Annotated in this window: 19 protein-coding genes; 18 read left to right on the forward strand and 1 reads right to left on the reverse strand. The window is 69.6% G+C overall.

The genetic code is table 11. The annotated features are described in order from the left end of the window. Positions 1-13: 13 nt before the first annotated feature. The 8 genes from atzD to IGS68_RS15895 all read left to right on the forward strand — a co-directional run bounded on the left by atzD (position 14) and on the right by IGS68_RS15895 (position 7,300). On the forward strand, positions 14-1,123 hold the full coding sequence (atzD, locus tag IGS68_RS15860) for a cyanuric acid amidohydrolase (protein ID WP_201070957.1): 1,110 nt from the start codon (positions 14-16) through the stop codon (positions 1,121-1,123). A gap of 4 nt (positions 1,124-1,127) precedes the next feature. Next, positions 1,128-2,087, forward strand: a complete 960-nt coding sequence (locus tag IGS68_RS15865) for an acetamidase/formamidase family protein (RefSeq protein ID WP_201070960.1) — start codon at positions 1,128-1,130, stop codon at positions 2,085-2,087. A gap of 18 nt (positions 2,088-2,105) precedes the next feature. Next, complete coding sequence (locus IGS68_RS15870) at positions 2,106-2,519, forward strand: DUF3830 family protein (protein WP_201070963.1); 414 nt, start codon at positions 2,106-2,108, stop codon at positions 2,517-2,519. Positions 2,520-2,841: 322 nt separating this feature from the next. Then, entirely contained in the window at positions 2,842-3,615 is a 774-nt protein-coding gene (locus IGS68_RS15875) for an ABC transporter ATP-binding protein (RefSeq protein ID WP_201070965.1), read from the forward strand. Positions 3,616-3,655: 40 nt separating this feature from the next. Then, entirely contained in the window at positions 3,656-4,519 is an 864-nt protein-coding gene (locus IGS68_RS15880) for an ABC transporter permease (protein WP_201070968.1), read from the forward strand. Positions 4,520-4,568: 49 nt separating this feature from the next. Next, positions 4,569-5,534: an ABC transporter substrate-binding protein gene (locus IGS68_RS15885; RefSeq protein WP_201070971.1), complete on the forward strand. Its 966-nt coding sequence runs from the start codon at positions 4,569-4,571 to the stop codon at positions 5,532-5,534. 34 nt (positions 5,535-5,568) lie between these two features. Next, a complete protein-coding gene (locus tag IGS68_RS15890; protein WP_201070974.1) occupies positions 5,569-6,837 on the forward strand; it encodes an amidase in 1,269 nt (422 codons plus the stop codon). 127 nt (positions 6,838-6,964) lie between these two features. Next, entirely contained in the window at positions 6,965-7,300 is a 336-nt protein-coding gene (locus tag IGS68_RS15895) for a c-type cytochrome (RefSeq protein ID WP_201070979.1), read from the forward strand. 16 nt (positions 7,301-7,316) lie between these two features. Here the strand turns inward: IGS68_RS15895 and IGS68_RS15900 are convergent, their stop codons facing one another. Continuing rightward, on the reverse strand, positions 7,317-8,276 hold the full coding sequence (locus IGS68_RS15900; RefSeq protein WP_201070982.1) for a LysR family transcriptional regulator: 960 nt from the start codon (positions 8,274-8,276) through the stop codon (positions 7,317-7,319). A 261-nt stretch (positions 8,277-8,537) separates the two neighbouring features. On the opposite strand from IGS68_RS15900, the gene IGS68_RS15905 reads away from it, so the two are divergent. The 10 genes from IGS68_RS15905 to IGS68_RS15950 all read left to right on the forward strand — a co-directional run bounded on the left by IGS68_RS15905 (position 8,538) and on the right by IGS68_RS15950 (position 19,429). Further along, entirely contained in the window at positions 8,538-9,290 is a 753-nt protein-coding gene (locus IGS68_RS15905; protein ID WP_201070985.1) for a class II aldolase/adducin family protein, read from the forward strand. A 78-nt stretch (positions 9,291-9,368) separates the two neighbouring features. Beyond that, on the forward strand, positions 9,369-10,994 hold the full coding sequence (locus tag IGS68_RS15910) for an ABC transporter substrate-binding protein (protein WP_201070988.1): 1,626 nt from the start codon (positions 9,369-9,371) through the stop codon (positions 10,992-10,994). Positions 10,995-11,196: 202 nt separating this feature from the next. Continuing rightward, positions 11,197-12,174 carry an ABC transporter permease gene (locus tag IGS68_RS15915; RefSeq protein ID WP_201070990.1) on the forward strand — a complete coding sequence of 326 codons (978 nt, stop codon included), beginning with the start codon at positions 11,197-11,199 and terminating at the stop codon, positions 12,172-12,174. 1 nt (position 12,175) lies between these two features. After that, the gene (locus IGS68_RS15920) at positions 12,176-13,018 is read left to right on the forward strand and encodes an ABC transporter permease (protein WP_201070992.1); all 843 of its coding nucleotides are present in this window, start codon (positions 12,176-12,178) and stop codon (positions 13,016-13,018) included. Continuing rightward, positions 13,015-14,706, forward strand: a complete 1,692-nt coding sequence (locus IGS68_RS15925; protein ID WP_371821785.1) for an ABC transporter ATP-binding protein — start codon at positions 13,015-13,017, stop codon at positions 14,704-14,706. The genes IGS68_RS15920 and IGS68_RS15925 overlap by 4 nt, the downstream gene beginning before the upstream one ends. Next, positions 14,703-15,701, forward strand: a complete 999-nt coding sequence (locus tag IGS68_RS15930; RefSeq protein ID WP_201070994.1) for a ketopantoate reductase family protein — start codon at positions 14,703-14,705, stop codon at positions 15,699-15,701. The genes IGS68_RS15925 and IGS68_RS15930 overlap by 4 nt, the downstream gene beginning before the upstream one ends. Positions 15,702-15,763: 62 nt before the next feature. Next, positions 15,764-16,828, forward strand: coding sequence for a histone deacetylase family protein (locus IGS68_RS15935; RefSeq protein ID WP_201070996.1), 1,065 nt, complete (start codon positions 15,764-15,766; stop codon positions 16,826-16,828). Positions 16,829-16,844: 16 nt separating this feature from the next. After that, positions 16,845-17,168: a cupin domain-containing protein gene (locus tag IGS68_RS15940; RefSeq protein ID WP_201070998.1), complete on the forward strand. Its 324-nt coding sequence runs from the start codon at positions 16,845-16,847 to the stop codon at positions 17,166-17,168. A 5-nt stretch (positions 17,169-17,173) separates the two neighbouring features. Then, positions 17,174-18,109 carry a DMT family transporter gene (locus tag IGS68_RS15945; RefSeq protein WP_201071000.1) on the forward strand — a complete coding sequence of 312 codons (936 nt, stop codon included), beginning with the start codon at positions 17,174-17,176 and terminating at the stop codon, positions 18,107-18,109. 18 nt (positions 18,110-18,127) lie between these two features. Further along, positions 18,128-19,429, forward strand: a complete 1,302-nt coding sequence (locus IGS68_RS15950; RefSeq protein ID WP_201071014.1) for a M20 family metallopeptidase — start codon at positions 18,128-18,130, stop codon at positions 19,427-19,429. Positions 19,430-19,457 lie beyond the last annotated feature (28 nt).

Raw genomic sequence — 19,457 nt, forward strand, 5'->3', positions numbered from 1 at the left:
ACCAGGAGACATCATGGCATCAGGAATTCGCCCCGGCGTCGCGGTCCACCGCGTCGCGACGACCGGCCCCGACGACGTCGCCGGGCTGGAACGGCTGGTCCGGGCGGGCGACCTGGACCCGGCCGGGATCGTCGCGATCCTGGGCAAGACGGAAGGCAACGGCTGCGTCAACGACTTCAGCCGGGGCTTCGCGACCCAGAGCCTCAAGCTGTTCCTCCAGGGGCATGTAGGGCGGGAGGCGGCCGGGCGCGTCTGCCTGGTCATGTCCGGCGGGACCGAGGGCGCGCTTTCCCCCCACTGGATCGTGTTCGAGCGCCGGGAGTCGGATGAGCCGGCGCACGGCCCGGCGCTCGCCATGGGAAGCGCCATCACCCCCGACCTGCCGCCCGAGCATCTGGGCCGCCGCGCCCAGGTGGAGATGGTCGCCCGGGGAGTTGCCGACGCCATGGAGCGGGCGGGCATCGCCGATCCGGCCGAGGTGCATTTCGTGCAGATAAAATGCCCGCTGCTGACGGCCGCCCGCGTCGCCGAGGCCGAGGCCCGGGGCAGCGCCACCGCCACGCGCGACACCCTCAAGTCCATGGGACTGTCGCGCGGCGCCAGCGCCCTGGGCGTCGCCGCGGCGCTGGGCGAACTGGCGATCGGGGAGATCCCCGACGATGCCATCGGCACGGACATGGGCCTGTGGTCCGGGCGGGCCAGCACCTCCGCGGGGATCGAGCTGATGGGCCACGAGATCCTGGTGCTCGGCATGAGCCCGGACTGGACCGGCCCGCTCGCCATCGACCATGGGGTGATGCGGGACGCCGCCGACATCGGACCGGTGCGCGCGGCGCTGGCGCGGCTGGGCCTCGGTGCGAGCGGGCAGCTCGATGCGCCGGCAAGGGCGCGGGTCAGGGCCGTGCTCGCCAAGGCGGAGGCGTCGCGGACCGGCAACGTCCGGGGACTGCGGCACACGATGCTGGACGACAGCGACATCTCGGCGACCCGGCACGCCCGCGCCTTCGTCGCCGGCGTGCTGGCCGGGACGGTCGGCATGACGGACCTGTTCGTCTCCGGCGGGGCCGAGCACCAGGGACCGGACGGCGGCGGACCGGTCGCGATCATCGCGGAGCGGGGCTGAGCCGATGGCCGACCGGATCGAACTCCTCCCCGAACCCGGAACGGTCCACTGGGGCCATTTCGACGCGGCGCTGGCACCGGTCGCCGAGATCGCCGGCGGCGACACCGTCGTCATCCATACCGTGAGCGGCGGCCGGGACGACCTGCCGCCGGCCGGCTCCGGCATGACGGTCCGGCCCGAGCACCGGCGCATCCATGACGCCGTCGCGCCGGACCTGGGGCCGCACATCATGACCGGCCCGGTCGCCGTCCGGGGGGCCGAACCGGGCGACGCGCTCCGGATCGAGGTCCTGGACGTGGCGCTGCGCGAGGACTGGGGCTTCAACCTGATCCGGCCGGGCGCCGGAACCCTGCCCGACCGGTTCCCCGATCACCGGCGGATCCACCTGCCGATCGACCGGGCCGCCGGGACGGTGCTGACGCCCTGGGGGCTGGAGATCCCGGCCCGCCCCTTCTTCGGCGTGATGGGCACCGCGCCGCCGCCACACCTGGGGCGGCTCACCTCGATCGTTCCCGGCGCCTTCGGCGGCAACATCGACAACAAGGAGCTGACGGCAGGATCGGTCCTGTACCTGCCGGTCTGGACGGAGGGCGCGCTGTTCTCCGCCGGGGACGGCCACGCCGCCCAGGGCGACGGGGAGGTCTGCCTGACGGCGGTGGAGACCGGCCTGACCGGAACCTTCCGCATCGATCTGGTCAAGCGGGCGGGATTGTCGTTTCCCCGGGCGGAAACGCCGGGCCACCTCATCGCCATGGGCTTCGACGAGGACCTGGACGAGGCCGCGCGCATGGCGCTGATCGAGATGATCGGGCTGATCACCGAACGCACCTCGCTGTCGGAGGAGGACGCCTATCGGCTGTGCAGCCTTGCCGCCGACCTGCGCGTCACGCAATTGGTGAACCGGCGCAAGGGCATCCATGCCATGCTGGGACGCTGGGCGCTCGGAACGAAACAAACCCCCTGACGGGGAGGAAGAGAGATCATGGAAAAGCTTAAGGTCACCATCAACGAGATGGTCTTCGACGCGCGGCTGGAACTCCAGGCGGCGCCGAAGACCTGCGCCGCCTTCATCGAACGCCTGCCGTTCGACTCCCAGGTCGTCCATGTCCGCTGGAGCGGCGAGGGCGTCTGGATCCCGCTCGGCGACTACGATTTCGGCGTGGGCTACGAGAACCATACCAGCTACCCGGCGCCGGGACAGATCATCCTGTATCCCGGCGGGATCAGCGAGACCGAGATCCTGCTGGCCTATGGCGGCGTGCATTTCGCCAGCAAGATGGGTCAGCTGGCCGGCAACCACTTCATCACCCTGACCTCGGGACTGGAGAACCTGCCCGAGGTCGGCCGTCTCGCCCTGTGGCAGGGCGCCCAGAAGATCAGGTTCGAGGCGGCGTGACGTGAAGCCCGGCTCCGCGGCGGCAAGGCCGCGGGGGCCGGGCCGGGGTCGCTGCACATCCGGCGCCCAGTTTCCGCACCACATGCCGCGATGTTGGACAGAAGACGCCGGATCGGTCAGTTCCCGTTCCAGTCCTCGGATCCCCTGCACGCGATCCGGCAAATTGCATGAAATATAGCTTCCATATTGTTCGATCACGCAACTGATAATAACACGTCGGATCGCAACCGAACTCGTATTTCGTCCTGATCAGATCCATGAATGACACGCCTTGGCATGCGTTTTGCTGCAGATCGTCTATGACTCATCGTGAGGGACGATCATGCAGGACAGAGAAACGCAACTGGAGCTGACCGGCATCGCGAAGTCATTCCGGACCCGGACGGGCACGGTACCGGTCGTCAACGACCTGACGTTCAAGATCCATGAACGGGACTTCGTCAGCATCATCGGGCCGTCGGGCTGCGGCAAGACCACGATCTTCAACATGATCGCCGGCCTGCTGGAGCCGGATGCCGGCACCATGCGCTTCCGGGGCGAGGTGGTCGCCGGCCTGCGCGGCCATATCGGCTACATGATGCAGAAGGACCTGCTGTTTCCCTGGCGCACCGTGCTCCAGAATGCCCTGCTGGGGCTGGAGATGCGCGACGTCGACCCGCGCGTCGCCCAGGAGCGGGCACGCGAATACCTCGCCGCCTTCGGCCTCGCCGGATTCGAGAACGCCTATCCCAGCACCCTGTCCGGCGGGCAGCGCCAGCGGGTCGCGCTGATCAGGACGCTGGTCATGGACCCCGACATCCTGCTGCTGGACGAGCCCTTCTCGGCGCTCGACTACCAGACCCGCCTCCACCTGGAAGGCGTGCTGGTCGATGCCGTGGAGAAGTCCGGCAAGACGGTCATCCTGATCACCCATGACGTGGACGAGGCCGTGGCGCTGTCGAAGCGCGTGGTCGTGCTGAGCGGGCGGCCGTCGCGGGTGAAGGCGGTCCACGACATCGACATCGCCAGCCATTCGCCCGTGGAATCGCGGAGCGACCCGCACTTCTCCCAGTATTTCAACCTGCTGTGCAGCGAACTCGACATCCAGACCCGCTGAGGCCAGACCCGCCGAGGCCCGACACGCTGAGGATCCCATCATGACAATGACCGCTTCACGCATCCAGGCTTCGGCCAAAGCCCTGCCGGGCCGGGCCCGGTCGCGTTTTTCCCCGGGGGAGGCCGGCGGCGGGCTGGCCCGGGCGGGCATCCAGGTGCTGGCGGTGGCGGCCTTCTTCGCCGCCTGGGAGATCGGCGTCAGGACCGGCACGATCTCCGGCTTCCTGGTCGGGCAGCCGTCCGGGATCTTCGCCAATTTCGGCCGTTTCATCGCCGACGGGTCGCTGTTCGTCGATGCCGGCTACACCGCGCTGGAAGCCATCGTCGGCTTCGCCATCGGGACGCTCGTGGGCACGACGCTCGGCCTGTCCCTGTGGTACTCGGAGAATGTCGCGCGCATCGTCGAACCCTTCGTGATCGCGCTCAACAGCGTGCCGAAGATCGCGCTGGCGCCCCTGATCATCCTGTGGTTCGGCACCGGCTATTCCGCGAAGATCGCGCTGGTCATCGCGATGACCGCGATCGTCGCACTGATCACCGCCTATCAGGCGGCGCGGGATTCGGACAAGGACCTTCAGCGGCTGCTGGCCTCCATGGGCGCCGACAAGCACCGGATCTTCTACAAGGCGGTGATCCCGTCGTCGCTTCCGGCCGTCATCGCGACCTTCCGGATCAATATCGGCTTCGCGCTGGTCGGCGCGGTGGTCGGCGAATTCATTTCCTCCCAGCACGGGCTGGGGCACCTCGTCTTCACCGCGTCCAACCTCTACGACCTCAACACGGTCTGGGTTGGGCTCTTCTCGCTGATGATCCTGGGCTTCGCCCTCTACCACCTCGTCAACTTCATCGAACGGCGCGTCCTGCCCTGGAAGCAGGAGCAGACCTCCCGGCAGGTCGCGGCCTGACCTCCGGCCCCCGTCCCCTACCCGACCTTTCAAGCATCCGGAGTTGGACATGAAGAAACTCGTCGCAGCCCTGGCATCCGCCGCCCTGCTTTCGTTCACCACCCCGGCGCTGGCGCAGGGCGGCGCCAAGACGGACGTCACCATCTCGCAGGCGTTCCAGTCGCTCCTCTACCTGCCCCTCTATGTCGGGATGGAAAAAGGCTTCTTCGCCGAGGAAGGTCTGAACGTCACCAAGGAGACGGCAGGCTCGGGGCCGACCGCGCTCAATTCGGTGATCGCCGGCAGCGCTGATTTCTCGCTGCACGGGCCGGAATGGACGGCCATCGCCTTCGAGAAGGGCGCTCCGGTCAAGACCATCGCCAACGTGGTCAACGGTGCCGCCGTCTGGATCCTGGCCGACGCGGATTTCGACTACAAGGGACCCGAGAGCTTCGCCGACCAGACCGTGGTCGCCGGGATGATGCCGACCACCAGCACCTCCCTGTTCCTCAAGCTCCTGAAGGAAAGCGGCGTTTCCCAGGAATCCGTCCGCATGACCCAGGTCCAGATCGGCGCCGAGCCGGCGCCCTTCATCGGCGGCCAGGCGCCGCTGGCCGTGATGTACGAGCCGGGCGTCGACCAGGCGGTGGCCCAGGGCAAGAAGGTGGTCCATTCCTTCCCGAAGGAATACGGCGCCTATGCCTTCTCCACCATCATGGCGCGCAGCAACGTCGATGCCGGCAAGGCTCAGGCCTTCGTGAACGGCCTGCAGAAGGCATTGGCGATGATCCAGCGGGACCCGCAGGAGGCGGCTCGGATCGCCCGGGGCCAGTTCCCCAACCTCGATCCCCAGGTCGTCGCCGCGGCGGTCGAGCGGATGGTCGAGGAAGGCGTCTACGCCCCGAGCGTGGACATCACCGAGGACGGGATGAACACCAGCCTCGGCGTGCAGATCGCGCTGGGGAACCTGGGATCGCAGCCGGAGTTCGAGCAGTTCGTGGACAAGCAGTTCATCACCAAGGCGCTTTCCCAATGAGCCGCGGCATGACCCCTCATCCGGGAGCAGGACCATGACGGCATTTCCCTCCACCCTCCGACGGATCGCGGGCGGTGCCGCCGGCGACGCGGTGCCTGCGGCGCTGGCGGATGCGGTCCGCCTCGACGGCCGGCTCCACGCCTTCGCATACCTGCCGCGCGAGGTGTTGCCGCAGGCCGGCGGCGGCCCGCTGGCCGGGGTACCTGTCGCGGTCAAGGACATCATCGACACCGCCGACATGCCGACCGGCTACGGCTCGCGCATCGATCCCGGTTTCCGGCCCCCGGCCGATGCCTGGATCGTCGAGCGGATCCGGCGTCTCGGCGGCACCGTGATCGGCAAGACGGTCACGACGGAGTTCGCGTGGCGCAACCCTGGCCCAACCGTCAATCCGCACGACGGGTCCCGTACGCCGGGCGGCTCGTCCAGCGGGTCGGCGGCGGCGGTCGCGGCGGGCATCGTCCCGCTGGCGATCGGCACCCAGACCATCGGATCGGTTGTCCGGCCGGCCGCCTTCTGCGGCGTGGTGGGTTTCAAGCCGAGCTTCGGCGCGATCCCGCGCACCGGCGTGCATCCCCTGGCCTGGTCGCTGGACCATGTCGGACTGTTCACCCCGTCGGTCGCGGACGCCGCCTATGCCCTCGCGCATTTCGCGGCGGCGGACCCGTCCGACCCCCACGGCATGGTTCCCGACGGCCTGGATGGGGACGCTTCCGCCCTGCCGGCGGCGCGCATCGCGGTGATCGATCCGCCGGCATGGGATCGTGTCGGTCCCGACCAGCGGGCCGCCCGCGACCGGGCCGCCGCGGCGCTGGCGGCGGCCGGTGCCATCGTCGAGACGATCAAGCTGGACGGCGCGTACGGCAGGACCCTGGAGGACATCATGACCGTGCTGAGGGTGGAGGCCCGGCACATCTTCCGGGACCGCGTCGAGCGCTTTCCGGATCGGACCAGCCGTCATCTCCAGGCCCTGGTCTCCGATGGGCGGGGCATCGACGCGGAGACCTATGCCGGGGCCCTGGGACGGCAGAAGAGCCTCCGGCACGGCATGGCCTCCCATTTCGACGGGTTCGACGCCGTCCTGACCGTTCCCGCCACGGGCGAAGCCCCGAAGGGCCTGGACGATACCGGCGACCCGGCGCTCTGCGCGCCCTGGACCTTCATCGGCGCCCCGGCGATCACCCTGCCCTGCGCCAAGGGGCCGAACGGCATGCCGCTCGGCATCCAGCTGGTGGCGCCCTGGCGGCGGGATGCCCGGCTCATGGCCGTCGCCGCCTTCGCCGAGCGCGCCTTGGCATCCTGAGGTCCGGCGGAAGTCCGGCAGGTTTCCTGATCCAGGTTAATGCGGCCGGAGCCGCGGCGTGCGGTCATCGGCCCATGGGAGGCGGACGTGCGGCAGCGCCGTCCGCGACCTTCATGGAGGGTACCCGATGGCAGGATTTTCCTGGAAGGCCGCGTTGCTGCCGGGCTTGGCGGCAGCCGTCCTCGTCACCGCCGGAAGCCAGGCGCGGAGCGGAGATCCCGCCGCCGGGAAACGCCTGGCCGAGCGATGGTGCTCGTCCTGCCATGTCGTCTCCGGAGCCGGGACCGACGCGGTCCCGAGCCTGGAGCGGATCGCCAGGGGCATGCCCTCCGGCGAGGGTGAGCCCGGCACCGCCCGCGTGAGGCGGTGGCTGGCCGACCCGCATCCGCCGATGCCGAACCTCTCCCTGACGGATGCCGAGATCGCCGACGTCGCGGCCTATCTCGAAACCCTGGCGCGCTGAGCCGGCGGCGGCCTTTTCAGGTCGGCAGGCGCCGGTCGACCGGCAGGTCCCGGATCTCGGCGAGGAGCATCTCGCGGAACGCGATCTCCGCCCGGTTGAACTTCGACTGCGGGTTCCAGATCAGGTGGACGTCCACCGGGGCCACCCCTTCGTAGGGCGGCAGTTCCCACAGCTCGCCGTCGGCGACGTCGCGGGCGGCGGTATGCTCCGGCAGCGGGCCGAGGCCGAGGCCGCAGACGATCATGCGCCGCACCTCCTCCAGGTTAGCCGAGGCGCCGACGATCCGGCCGCCGAAACCCTCCCGCGCGCGGAACACCGCCAGCGGCGACAGGGTGCCGTCGATCTGGTCGGTGGTGAAGGACACGAAATCCTCCTTCCGCAGGTCGGCGACGTCGAGGCCCTCGGTGCCGTAGAACCGATGGCCGCGCCCGCAATACAGGTGATAGGTCTGATGGATCAGCACCTCGCTCCGCAATCCCGGGATGGGCTCCCGCATCAGGCAGATGCCCAGCGTGCCGATCTTCTGCTGCAACGCGATATGGATGTCGGTCGAGGGGATGACGTCGATGCGGAACGTGACCTTCGGGTAGCGGGCGTGGAACTCCGTCAGCACGCGGTCGAACAGCACCGTCTGGATGCGGCTGGTCATGAAGATCCTGACATGGCCGGAAATCTCCTCGTGGATCTCCCGCACCAGGATGCCGAAGCGGCTGATCGTGCCGTAGATGTCCACGACCTCCCGGTAGATCGTCTCGCCCGCCTCGGTGACGCGGAAACGGCCCTGTCCGCGCTCGATCATCTCCCGCCCCAGGCGCGCCTCCAGCCTCTTCAGCGCCAGGCTCACCGCGGGCTGGGTCAGGAACAGGCGGTTCGCGGCAGCCGTTATGCTGCCCTCCTGCACGATCACCATGAAGGTCCGCAGGAGGTTCCAGTCGAGCTGGTTGCCGAGCTTGTCCAGTTCGCGCTGCTGCGCCATGCGTTGCGGATCCTCCCCTGCGTGCCCTGAGCGTGCGTGCCATAAGTCCGGCTAAGGAAGCCGCCGGGCCGTGGCGGCGGAATCACGGCCGATCCGCCCGATGCCGGCCGTCCGGCGGCATCGATACGGCTCCGGCCCATAATCCTGGTTTATGGGCGCGATGAGAATTGACAATTTGCCGGGCGGCGCCTTTCCTCTCCGTAATGGTCGCTACGCCGAACCGTCGCCCCGGCCCTTCCGTCCACCGCACAGGAGTTCCTCATGGCCTCGAAACAGGACAAGGTGTCGCCCGCGGAGTGGAAGACCCGCGTCGATCTCGCGGCAGCCTATCGACTGTTTCACCTGCTCGGCATGACCGACCTGATCTACACCCACATGTCGGCGCGCGTGCCCGACCAGGAAGGCCGCTTCCTGATCAACCCCTATGGCCTGATGTTCCACGAGGTCACCGCGTCCAACCTGATCAAGGTGGACGGCGACGGGAACCTGGCCGAGGACTGCGAGGGCGAGGCCAACCCGGCCGGCTTCACCATCCACTCGGCCCTGCACATGGCGAGGCCGGACGTCGGGTGCGCGATCCACCTGCACACCCATGCCGGCATGGCGGTCAGCGCGCAGGCGGACGGGCTGCTGCCGATCACCCAGCATTCGCTCCGCTGGTACGGCCGCATCGCCTATCACGACTACGAGGGCATCGCGCTGGATCATGCCGAGCGCGAGCGGCTGGCCCGCGACCTGGGGAACCACCATTCCATGATCCTGCGCAACCACGGCCTGCTGACGGTCGGCCGTGACGTGCCGGAGGCGGCGGTGTTGATGTATTACCTGGAGCAGAGCTGCCGGACCCAGATCGCGGCGCTGTCCGGCGGCCGGCCGCTGGTGACGCCGTCGCCGGAGGTCTGCGAGCACACCGCCCGGCAGTACGAGAAGGCCTATCCCCGCGCCGGCGTCCTCGAATGGGGTCCCCTGCTGCGCTGGGTCGATGGCAAAAGCGGCGACGGCTACCGGGCCTGACGCGCGGGGCACGGGCCGGAAAGACCGGGACATGAAGCTCCCGGCGGAAAAACCATGAACAGGGAACCGGAGAACGACATGAGCAACCGACTGGCGTATCTGCGCCGCCTCACAGCCTCGGGCGCCGTCGCGGCGGCGCTCCTCGCTCCCGCGGCGCTGGTCGCGACCACCGCGGGGCCGGCCCTGGCCCAGGAACAGGTGCAGAAGGGCGGGACGCTGAACGTCATCGTCCAGCCCGAACCCCCGATCCTGGTCCTCGGCCTGAACCAGCAGGGCCCGACCCAGACGGTCGCCGGCAAGATCTATGAAGGGTTGCTGCGTTACGACCACGACCTGAACCCCATGCCGGGACTGGCGGAAAGCTGGGAGGTCTCGCCCGACGGCCTGACCTACACCTTCAAGCTGCGCCCGAACGCGAAATGGCACGACGGCACGCCGTTCACGGCCAAGGACGTGGTGTTCACCACCGCCAAGTTCCTGCCCGAGGTCCATCCCCGCGCCCGCGCCAATTTCAGCCATGTCGAGAGCGTCACGGCGCCCGACGACCACACCGTCACCTTCAAGCTGAAGCAGCCCTTCCCGGCCTTCATGAAGGCGTTCGAGGTCTCCTCTGCCCCGATGATGCCGGCCCACATCTATGACGGCACCGACTACAAGCAGAACCCGAAGAACTCGACCCCGATCGGCACCGGGCCGTTCAAGTTCCAGCAGTGGGTCAAGGGAAGCCATATCCACCTGGTCAGGAACGGGGACTATTACCTCGACGGCAAGCCGTACCTGGACGGGATCTATTTCCGGGTGATCCCCGACGCCGCCAGCCGCGCGCTGGCGCTGGAGAGCGGCCAGGTCGACATCAGCCAGTACAACGACGTCGAGCCGTTCGACGTGCCGCGCCTGAAGGAGCTGCCGCACCTCACCATGACGACCAAGGGCTACGAGTTCGTCGCCCCGCTGTCCTGGATCGAGATCAATACCCGGAGCGCGCCGCTGGAAGACAAGCGGTTCCGGCAGGCCCTGGCCCACGGGCTGAACCGCGAGTTCATCCGCGACCGGATCTGGTTCGGCCTGGGGCGCGTCGCGACCGGCCCGGTCAATTCGGTCACCCCGTTCCATGAACCGGACGTCCCCGAGTACGAGTACGATACCGACAAGGCCGAGGAGCTGCTGGACGAGATGGGCCTGGAGCCCAATGGCAGCGGCGTGCGGGCCGAGATCACCCTGACCCCCATGCCCTACGGCGAGACCTGGGCGCGCCTGGGCGAGTACATCAAGCAGTCCTGGGGCAAGATCGGCGTCAAGGTCAACCTGGAGAGCACCGACGTGGCCGGCTGGGTCCAGAAGGTCTCCAACTGGGACTACCAGACGACCAACAACTTCGTCTACCAGTACGGAGATCCGTCGCTGGGCGTGGCTCGGACCTACATCTCCGACAATATCCGCAAGGGCGTGATGTTCTCCAACACCATGGGCTATTCCAATCCCAAGGTCGACGAGCTGTTCGCCAAGGCCGCGGTCGAGAACGATGCCGGGCAGCGCGGCGCGCAGCTGAGCGAGGCCCAGAAGATCCTGGTCGGCGACATGCCGGTGATCTGGTTGCTGGAGATGGAGTTCCCGACCTTCGTCAACAAGCGGGTCCACAACGCGGTGACCACCGCGATCGGCACGTCCGAGAACTTCGCCGATACCTGGGTCGAGAAGAAGTAACGGGCGGCGCCGACTTCTTAGAAACCGGTACCGGTCGGTTCGTCGTAGGTCGGCCTCGGCCGAAGGCCGACGCCGACACTTCGGCCGGAGCGTCGATGCGGGGTGTCGGCGTTCGCCCGGCGGGCGAAGGCCGACCTACGGCGAACCGCTCGAAATCATCGTGCCGGACCACCCAGACTCCCAGCGAAAGGGCTGAACGGCAATGGCCGCCATCGCATCGTTCCTGGGAAGGCGGCTGATCAAGTCCGTCTTCATCCTGTTCGCCATCGTGGTGATCAATTTCCTGCTGGTGCGCGCGGCACCCGGCGACCCGGCCATGGTCATGGCCGGCGAGGCCGGGGCCGCCGACCAGCAATATGTCGAGCAGCTTCGCGAGCAGTTCGGCCTGGACCGGCCGCTGTACGAACAGCTCGGGATCTACCTTGCCGACGTGGCGACCGGCGACCTGGGTTTCTCCTACCGGCAGCAGCGGCCGGTGTGGGACCTGATCGCCGACCGGCTGCCGCCGACCCTGATCCTGACCGGCTGCGCCTTCGTCCTGGCGCTGGCGGCCGGGATCCTGCTCGGCACCCTGGCGGCGATGAATGTCGGCCGCTGGTCGGACAGCGCCATCACCGTGCTGGCGCTGCTGAGCTACGCGACGCCGATCTACTGGGTCGGCCTGATGCTGATCCTGCTTTTCTCGGTGCAGCTCGGCTGGCTGCCCGCCTTCGGCTACGAGACCGTCGGGGCCGGCTACGAGGGATGGGACCGCGCCGCCGACATCGGGACGCACCTGATCCTGCCGGTCGTGACGCTGGGGCTGTTCTACATGGCGGTCTATGCCCGGCTGACCCGCGCCTCGATCCTGGAGGTGCGCGACATGGACTTCGTCAAGACCGCCCGCGCCAAGGGGCTGACCGAGACCCGCATCGTCTTCAGGCACGTGCTGCGGAACGCCATCCTGCCGGTCATCACCTTCGCCGGAATCCAGGCCGGCCAGCTGATCGGCGGCTCTATCCTGGTCGAGACGGTGTTCGCCTGGCCCGGCATCGGCCGGCTGGCCTTCGACGCCGTCCTGCAGCGGGACTACCAGGTCCTGCTCGGCATCTTCTTCGTGACCTCGGTGATGGTGATCGTCTTCAACATCATCACCGACCTGGTCTACTCGCTCGTCGATCCCCGCATCGAGGTGGCCTGACATGAGCCGTGACTTCTGGAAGGCCTTCGCCCGCAACCGCGGCGCGGTCGTCGGCCTGGCGATCCTGGCGCTGGTCGTGCTGTGCGCCGTCTTCGCCAACCTGCTCTATCCGGACAGCCCGTGGGACATGGTCGCGATCCCGTTCCAGCCGCCCCTGTCGGAGGACGCGCTGCTCGGCTCCGACACGCTGGGGCGCGACATCGCCTCGGGCATCGTCCACGGCGCGCGGGTGTCGCTGCTGATCGGCATCGCCTCCACCGCGGTGGCGCTGCTGATCGGCGTCACCCTGGGCGCCACGGCCGGGTACCACGGCGGGGCCATCGACGACGCGATCATGCGCTTCACGGAGCTGTTCCAGACCATCCCCAACTTCGTGCTGGCGGTGGTCCTGGTCGCGATCTTCACGCCGACCATCACCAACATCACGATCGCCATCGCGATCGTGAGCTGGCCGCCGCTGGCCCGGCTGGCGCGGGGCGAGTTCATGGCGCTGCGCTCGCGGGAGTTCGTGCAGGCGGCCGTCACCACCGGCCAGGGCACCGGCACCATCATCCTGCGCCAGATCCTGCCCAACAGCCTGTCGCCGATCATCGTCGCGGCCTCGCTGACCGTGGCGACGGCGATCCTGCTGGAGAGCTCGCTGAGCTTCCTGGGCCTGGGCGACCCCAACGTGATGAGCTGGGGCTACATGATCGGCGCCGCGCGGACCGTGATCCGCCAGGCCTGGTGGATGAGCTTCTTCCCCGGCGTCGCGATCCTGCTGACCGTGCTGGCGCTGAACCTCGTCGGCGAGGGGCTGAACGACGCCCTCAACCCGAAACTGGCCAGGAAGGGAAGGGCATGACCATGACGCCCGGCGAAACCGGCGACGTCCTGCTGGACGTCCGCGACCTGACCGTCGCCCTGCCCCGGGGGGCGGAACGCCCCCACGCGGTCGAGGATGTCAGCCTCCGGATCCGCAGGAACGAGATCCTGTGCGTGGTCGGCGAGTCCGGCTCCGGCAAGTCGATGACCGCCCACGCGATCATGGGCCTGCTCCCGAAGCCGCATGTCAGGGTGGCGGCCGGCCGGGCCGACTATCTCGGCCGCGACATCCTGGCCATGAGCGACGCCGAGCAGCGGTCGCTGCGCGGCGGCCGCATCGCGATGATCTTCCAGGAGCCGATGACGGCGCTCAACCCGCTGATGACGGTCGGCGACCAGATCGAGGAGAGCCTGAAGGCCCACTCCGCCATGGACAGAGCGGCCCGGCGCGCCCGCGTCCTGGAACTACTGGAGGATGTCGGCCTGCCCGACCCGGACCGGCTGCGGCGCAGCTACCCGTTCCGCCTGTCGGGCGGCCAGAGGCAGCGGGTCATGATCGCCATGGCCCTGGCGCTGGAGCCCGACCTGCTGATCGCGGACGAGCCCACGACCGCGCTCGACGTGACGACGCAGCGGCAGATCCTGGACCTGATCCGCAAGGTGCAGGCCGAGCGCCGGATGGGCGTCATGTTCATCACCCATGATTTCGGCGTCGTCGCCGAGATCGCGACCACGGTCGCGGTGATGCAGCATGGCAAGTGCGTCGAGATCGGTCCGGCCGAGCAGGTGCTGAACCGCCCCCGGCACCCCTATACCTGCGAGCTGATCGCCGCCGTCCCGCACTATATCGAGCACCGCGAAGACTTCACCAAGCGGGGCGAGGCGCTGCTGACGGCGGAGAAGGTCCGGAAGGTCTTCCATATCGGCGGCGGCCTGTTCCGCAAGGGCCGCGACCTGGTGGCCGGCGACGACATCAGCCTGACCATCCACCCCGGCGAGACGCTGGGCGTGGTCGGCGAGAGCGGGTCCGGCAAGTCGACGCTTGGCCGCTGCATCGTCGGGCTGCACAAGGCCGACGGCGGGCGCATCCTGTTCCAGGGCCGGGACCTGGCGGGCCTGAGCCGGAAACAGTTCCGGCCGGTCCGCAAGGACATCCAGATGATCTTCCAGGACCCCTACGCGTCGCTCAACCCGCGGCACAAGGTGGCGGACATCATCGCCCAGGGGCCGGTGGCGTTCGGCGAACCGAAGGCCAAGGCGGCGGCCAGGGCCAGGGAACTGCTCCGGCTGGTGGGACTGCCGGAGAGCGCCGCGGAGCGCTATCCGCACGAGTTCTCCGGCGGGCAGCGCCAGCGCATCTCCATCGCCCGCGCGCTGGCGCTGGAGCCGAAGCTGATCATCGCGGACGAGCCGGTCTCCGCCCTGGACGTGTCGGTGCAGCGGCAGGTGCTCGACCTGCTCGACGACATCCGCCACCGGCTGGGCCTCGCCATGCTGTTCATCACCCACGACCTGCGGATCGCGGCCCAGGTCTGCGACACCATCGCGGTCATGCAGCGGGGCCGCGTGGTCGAGCTGAACAGCGCGCGCGAGGTCTTCCAGAACCCGCGGCACGCCTATACCCGGACCCTGCTCGACGCGATTCCCGGCAAGGCATGGGAGATCCCGGAAAATCTCCGGAACCGGCACGGCGCCTCCGGCACCGCCGGCCGGGGAGCGGTGGCATGAGGAGGATCGCGATCGTCGGGGCGGGATCCATCGGCTGCCTGCTGGCCGCCCGCCTGACCACGACGCCGGCCGAGGTGACCCTGGTCGCCCGCCCCAGGGCCGCCGAGGCGATCGGCCGGGACGGGATCACCCTGGCGACGCCGCTGGGGCGCGTCTCCCGCGTGCCGATCCGGGTTACCGACGACGCCCTGTCGGCCGGGCGGCAGGATGCGGTCTTCCTGTGCGTGAAGGCGCACGCGCTGGGCGGCGCTCTGGACATGCTGGCCAGCCTCTCCGGGCCGGAGACCGCCGTGGTGCCCATGGTCAACGGCATTCCCTGGTGGTACCCGCTCGGCCAGCCGGAGCCGCTGGGTTCCTACCGGCTGAAGTCCGTGGATCCGGACGGCACGCTGTGGCGGGCGATCCCGGCGGACCGGCTGGTCGGGTCCGTCGCCTGGGTCTCGGTCGAGGGCGACGGAGCGGGCCGCATCCGGCATGTGGATGACCAGCGCTTCGTCTTCGGCGACCCGCTCGGCCGCAGGACGGCGGCGGTGGAGGGAGTCGTCGAGCTGTTCAGCCTCGCCGGCTTCCAGGCCCGCGGCAGCCTCGACATCCGCTCCGACATCTGGACCAAACTGTGGGGAAACCTCGCCTTCAACCCTCTGAGCGCCCTGACCGGCGCCACCATGGGGGCGCTGTGCGTCGATCCCGGGACCCGAACGGTCGCCAGGACGCTGATGGAGGAGGCCCGCGCCGTGGCCGAGCGCCTGGGCGTCCGGTCCGCCGCCGACATCGAGGCGCGGATCGCCGCGGCCGCCGCGGTCGGCGACTTCAGGACCAGCATGCTCCAGGACATGGAGGCCGGCCGGCGGCTGGAGATCGAGGCGATCGTCCGCGCCGTGGCGGAACTGGGAGCGCTGGCCGGGGTGCCGACCCCCACCGTGGAGACGGTCGCGGCCCTGGTGGAGATGAGGGCACGCCAGCGCGGCGGCGGGCCGGCCGGCCTGGCGGCCTGAGTGGGCATGACGGAATGCTTCCCTGATCGCGCGACAGCGCCACCAAACCGACGGAGACCCCGATGCGCTGCTTCCATCATCCCGACACCCTGCTGCACCGGCCGCCGCAGTTCCTGGTGCGCGGCCAGCCCAGGCCGGTGCCCGAGAAGCCGGAGCGCGTCCAGGCCGTGCTCGACGCGCTCGGCCGGCGCGGCGACCGGGTCGAGATCGCCCCGGACGCGGGTGCGGCTCCCCGGGCCGCCGTGCATTCGCCGGAGTACCTGGCCTTCCTGGAAACCGCCCACGCCCGCTGGGCGGCCCTGCCCGACGCCTCGCCGGCGGTGATCCCCAACGTCCATCGCGGGCCGGACATGCTCTCGTACCCCTCCGGCGTGGTCGGCCAGGCGGGCTTCCACATGAGCGACACGGCCTGCCCGATCGCCGAGGGGACCTGGGCCGCCACCCGGGCTGCCTCCGACTGCGCCGTGGCGGCGGCACGGGCCGTCGCGACGGGCGGGGCCCCCTCGGCTTATGCGCTCTGCCGCCCGCCGGGGCACCATGCCGGCCGCGACATGGCGGGCGGCTTCTGCTACCTGAACCATGCCGCCCTCGCGGCGCAGGAGGCGCTTGGGCTGCTGGCGGCGCGCGGCCTGCCGCCGCGCGCGGCGGTGTTCGACGTGGACGTCCACCACGGCAACGGCACCCAGGCAATCTTCCGGGAGCGCGACGACGTGTTCTTCGTGTCCGTCCACGCCGACCCGATGGAGTTCTACCCCTTCATGGCCGGCCATGCGCACGAGCGCGGGACCGGCCGCGGGGAAGGCTTCACCCTCAACCTGCCCCTGCCGCTCGGCACGTCGGAGGAGGCGTTCCTCGCCGCGGTGCGGGACGGCCTCGCCGCCATCGGGCGGTTCGCCCCGTCGCTGCTGGTGCTGTCCCTGGGCTTCGACACCTTCAAGGACGATCCCCTCGCCGCCTTCGGCGTCACCACGCCCGGCTTCGGCCGGCTGGGCCGCATCATCGCCGGGGCGAGCCTGCCGACGGTGCTGATCCAGGAGGGCGGCTACGCGGTCGACCACCTCGCCGCGAACCTGTCGAGTTTCTTGGACGGCTTCGAAGCCGTCCACCGCCTCCCTTCCGCCCCGTGACAAAGGAAACGACGCCATGACCGACAGCAATGCTTCCCGCCCCAAGGCGACGCCGCACCAGCACATCGAGAACGGGCGCACCCGCGTCACCGAATGGCGCTTCGCGCCGGGTGCCGAGACGGGCGCACATATCCATGAGTACGACTACGTGATCGTCCCCGTCACCCGCAGCCGCATGCGGCTGGAGATGCCGGACGGCACGGTGAACCATGCCGAACTGGAGCCCGGCCGGAGCTATTTCCGCTCCGCCGGCGTGTCGCACAACGTGATCAACGACGGCGACGGCGACCTCGTCTTCGTGGAGATCGAGTTCCTGGAGCCCGCCTCGGCCCGGTCGTAGCCTCCATGGGCCTGCACGCCGCCGCGCCTGCCGCCGGCACCGCCCGGGAGACCCGGGGGACCGTCGCGAAGGTCGCGCTGATCCTGGCGATCGGGCTGTTCTGGGGCGGCAACTGGCCGGCCGTGAAGACGGTGCTGTTCGAGTTGCCGCCCATCACGCTGCGCGCCATCGGCTTCACCACCGGGGCGCTGGCGCTGCTGGCCTGGGCCGGCGCCAGGGGATTGCCGCTGAAGGTACCGGCGGCGGAAATCCCGTGGCTGGCGGCGACCGGGCTGCTCAACATCCTCGCCTTCAATCTCTGCACGGCCTTCGCCCAGCTGATGATGCCGACCTCGCGGGCCGCCATCATCGCCTTCACCATGCCGGTCTGGGCGGCCCTGCTGGCGATCCCCCTGCTGGGCGAGCGGCCGGGCGGGCGGCAGGTCGTCGGCCTGGCGCTCGGGCTGGGCGGGCTGCTGGTGCTGCTCGGGCCGGAAGCCCTGCGGGGCGGCGCCGGCGATCTCTCGGGGCCGTTCCTGGTCGTCGCGGCGGCCGTATCCTGGGCCTTGGGGACGGTGCTGATGAAGCGGCGCGGCATTTGGCGGAGCCATGCGGCAGTCGTGACCGGCTGGCAGTACACCCTGTCGGCCGTGCCGGTGATCGTCCTGGCGGCCGTCCTGGAGTCCGCGCCGGGGCCGGCCTCCTGGCACCTGCCGACCTGGCTGGCCCTGGGCTATCACCTCGTCTTCTCCATCTGCATCGCGCAGATCCTGTGGTTCGTCATCGTCAGGCGGCTGACGGTGGCCCAGTCGACCATCGCCACCCTGCTGATCCCGGTCGTGGGTGTCGCCGGCTCCATCCTGGTGCTCGGCGATCCGCTGACGGCGCGCGTGCTGGCCGCGCTCGCCCTGGTGGTCTCCGCCGTGGCCTGCGTCATGGTGCGGCGGCGCCGGAGCGACTGAAGAAAAAGGAGGAAACCAATGGACAAAGGTACGGTATCCGAGAACGGCCTGCCGGACGGCGGGCTGCGGCAGGCCGTCATCGACGCGGTGGACGCGCTCCAGGACGCCAACGTGGCGCTGCTGTCCGCCCTGGTGCGGGAACCGTCCACGCTCGGCAACGAGCAGGGCGCCCAGGTGGTCATGGCGTCGGCGTTCGCCGACCTGGGGCTGGAAGTGGACCGCTTCGCCATAGACGAGGACGCGATCCGCGCCCTGCCCGGCTACTCCCCGTCGGTCGCGTCGTACGACGGGCGCGAGAACGTGGTGGGGATCCATCGGCCGCGCGAGGCGACCGGGCGCTCGCTCATCCTGAACGGCCATATCGACGTGGTTCCCGAGGGGCCGGGAGAGCTGTGGAGCAGCCCCCCTTACGAGCCCGCGGTGCGCGGCGGCCGGCTCTACGGGCGCGGCTCCGGCGACATGAAGGCCGGCATCGCCGCCTATACCACCGCCTTCCGGGCGCTCCGCGACCTGGGCTTCGCCCCGGCGGCGCCGGTCTATCTCCAGTCCGTGGTGGAGGAGGAATGCACCGGCAACGGCGCGCTCGCCTGCCTTCACCGGGGCTACCGGGCAGACGCGGCGGTCATCCCCGAGCCCTTCGACCATACCCTCATGACGGCGCAGCTGGGCGTGATGTGGGTGCGCCTGACGGTGACGGGCAAGCCGGCGCATGTGCTGGACACCTCGGCGGGGAGCAACGCCATCGAGAGCGCCTTCGCCCTGATGGACCGGCTGCGCCGGCTGGAGGAGCGCTGGAACGAGCCCGCGCACCGCCATCCGGCCTATGCCGGCCACCGCCACCCGGTCAATTTCAACCTGGGAAGGATCGAGGGCGGGGAGTGGACGTCGTCGGTTCCGTCGCGCTGCACGATGGACGTCAGGATCGGCTTCCATCCCGGCATGACCACGGCCGAGGTGCGGGAAGCCATCCTGGAAACCGTGGATGAGGCGCGACGCGAGCTCGGCGGGCTGCGGGTCGAGGTCGAGTGGCGGGGCTTCCAGGCCGAAGGCTGCGTGATCGACCGGGGACACCCGATGATGCGCCTGCTGGCCGACAGCCACCGGACGGTGCGCGGCGGCGAGCCGGCCGACCTGGCGGCGACCTGCACCACCGACGCCCGTTTCTTCAATCTTTACGGAGACACGCCGGCCACCTGCTACGGTCCCGAGGCCGCCGGCATCCACGGCATCGATGAATCCGTGTCGCTCGACAGCCTGCGCGACGTGACGCGCGTCCTCGCCCTGTTCATGGCGGGCTGGTGCGGGCTGGAGCGCCGGTGAGCGGACCGGTCCGCGAAAGGCTCCCGGG

It is taken from the genome of Skermanella sp. TT6 (assembly GCF_016653635.2).
Classification (GTDB): Bacteria; Pseudomonadota; Alphaproteobacteria; order Azospirillales; family Azospirillaceae; genus Skermanella; species Skermanella cutis.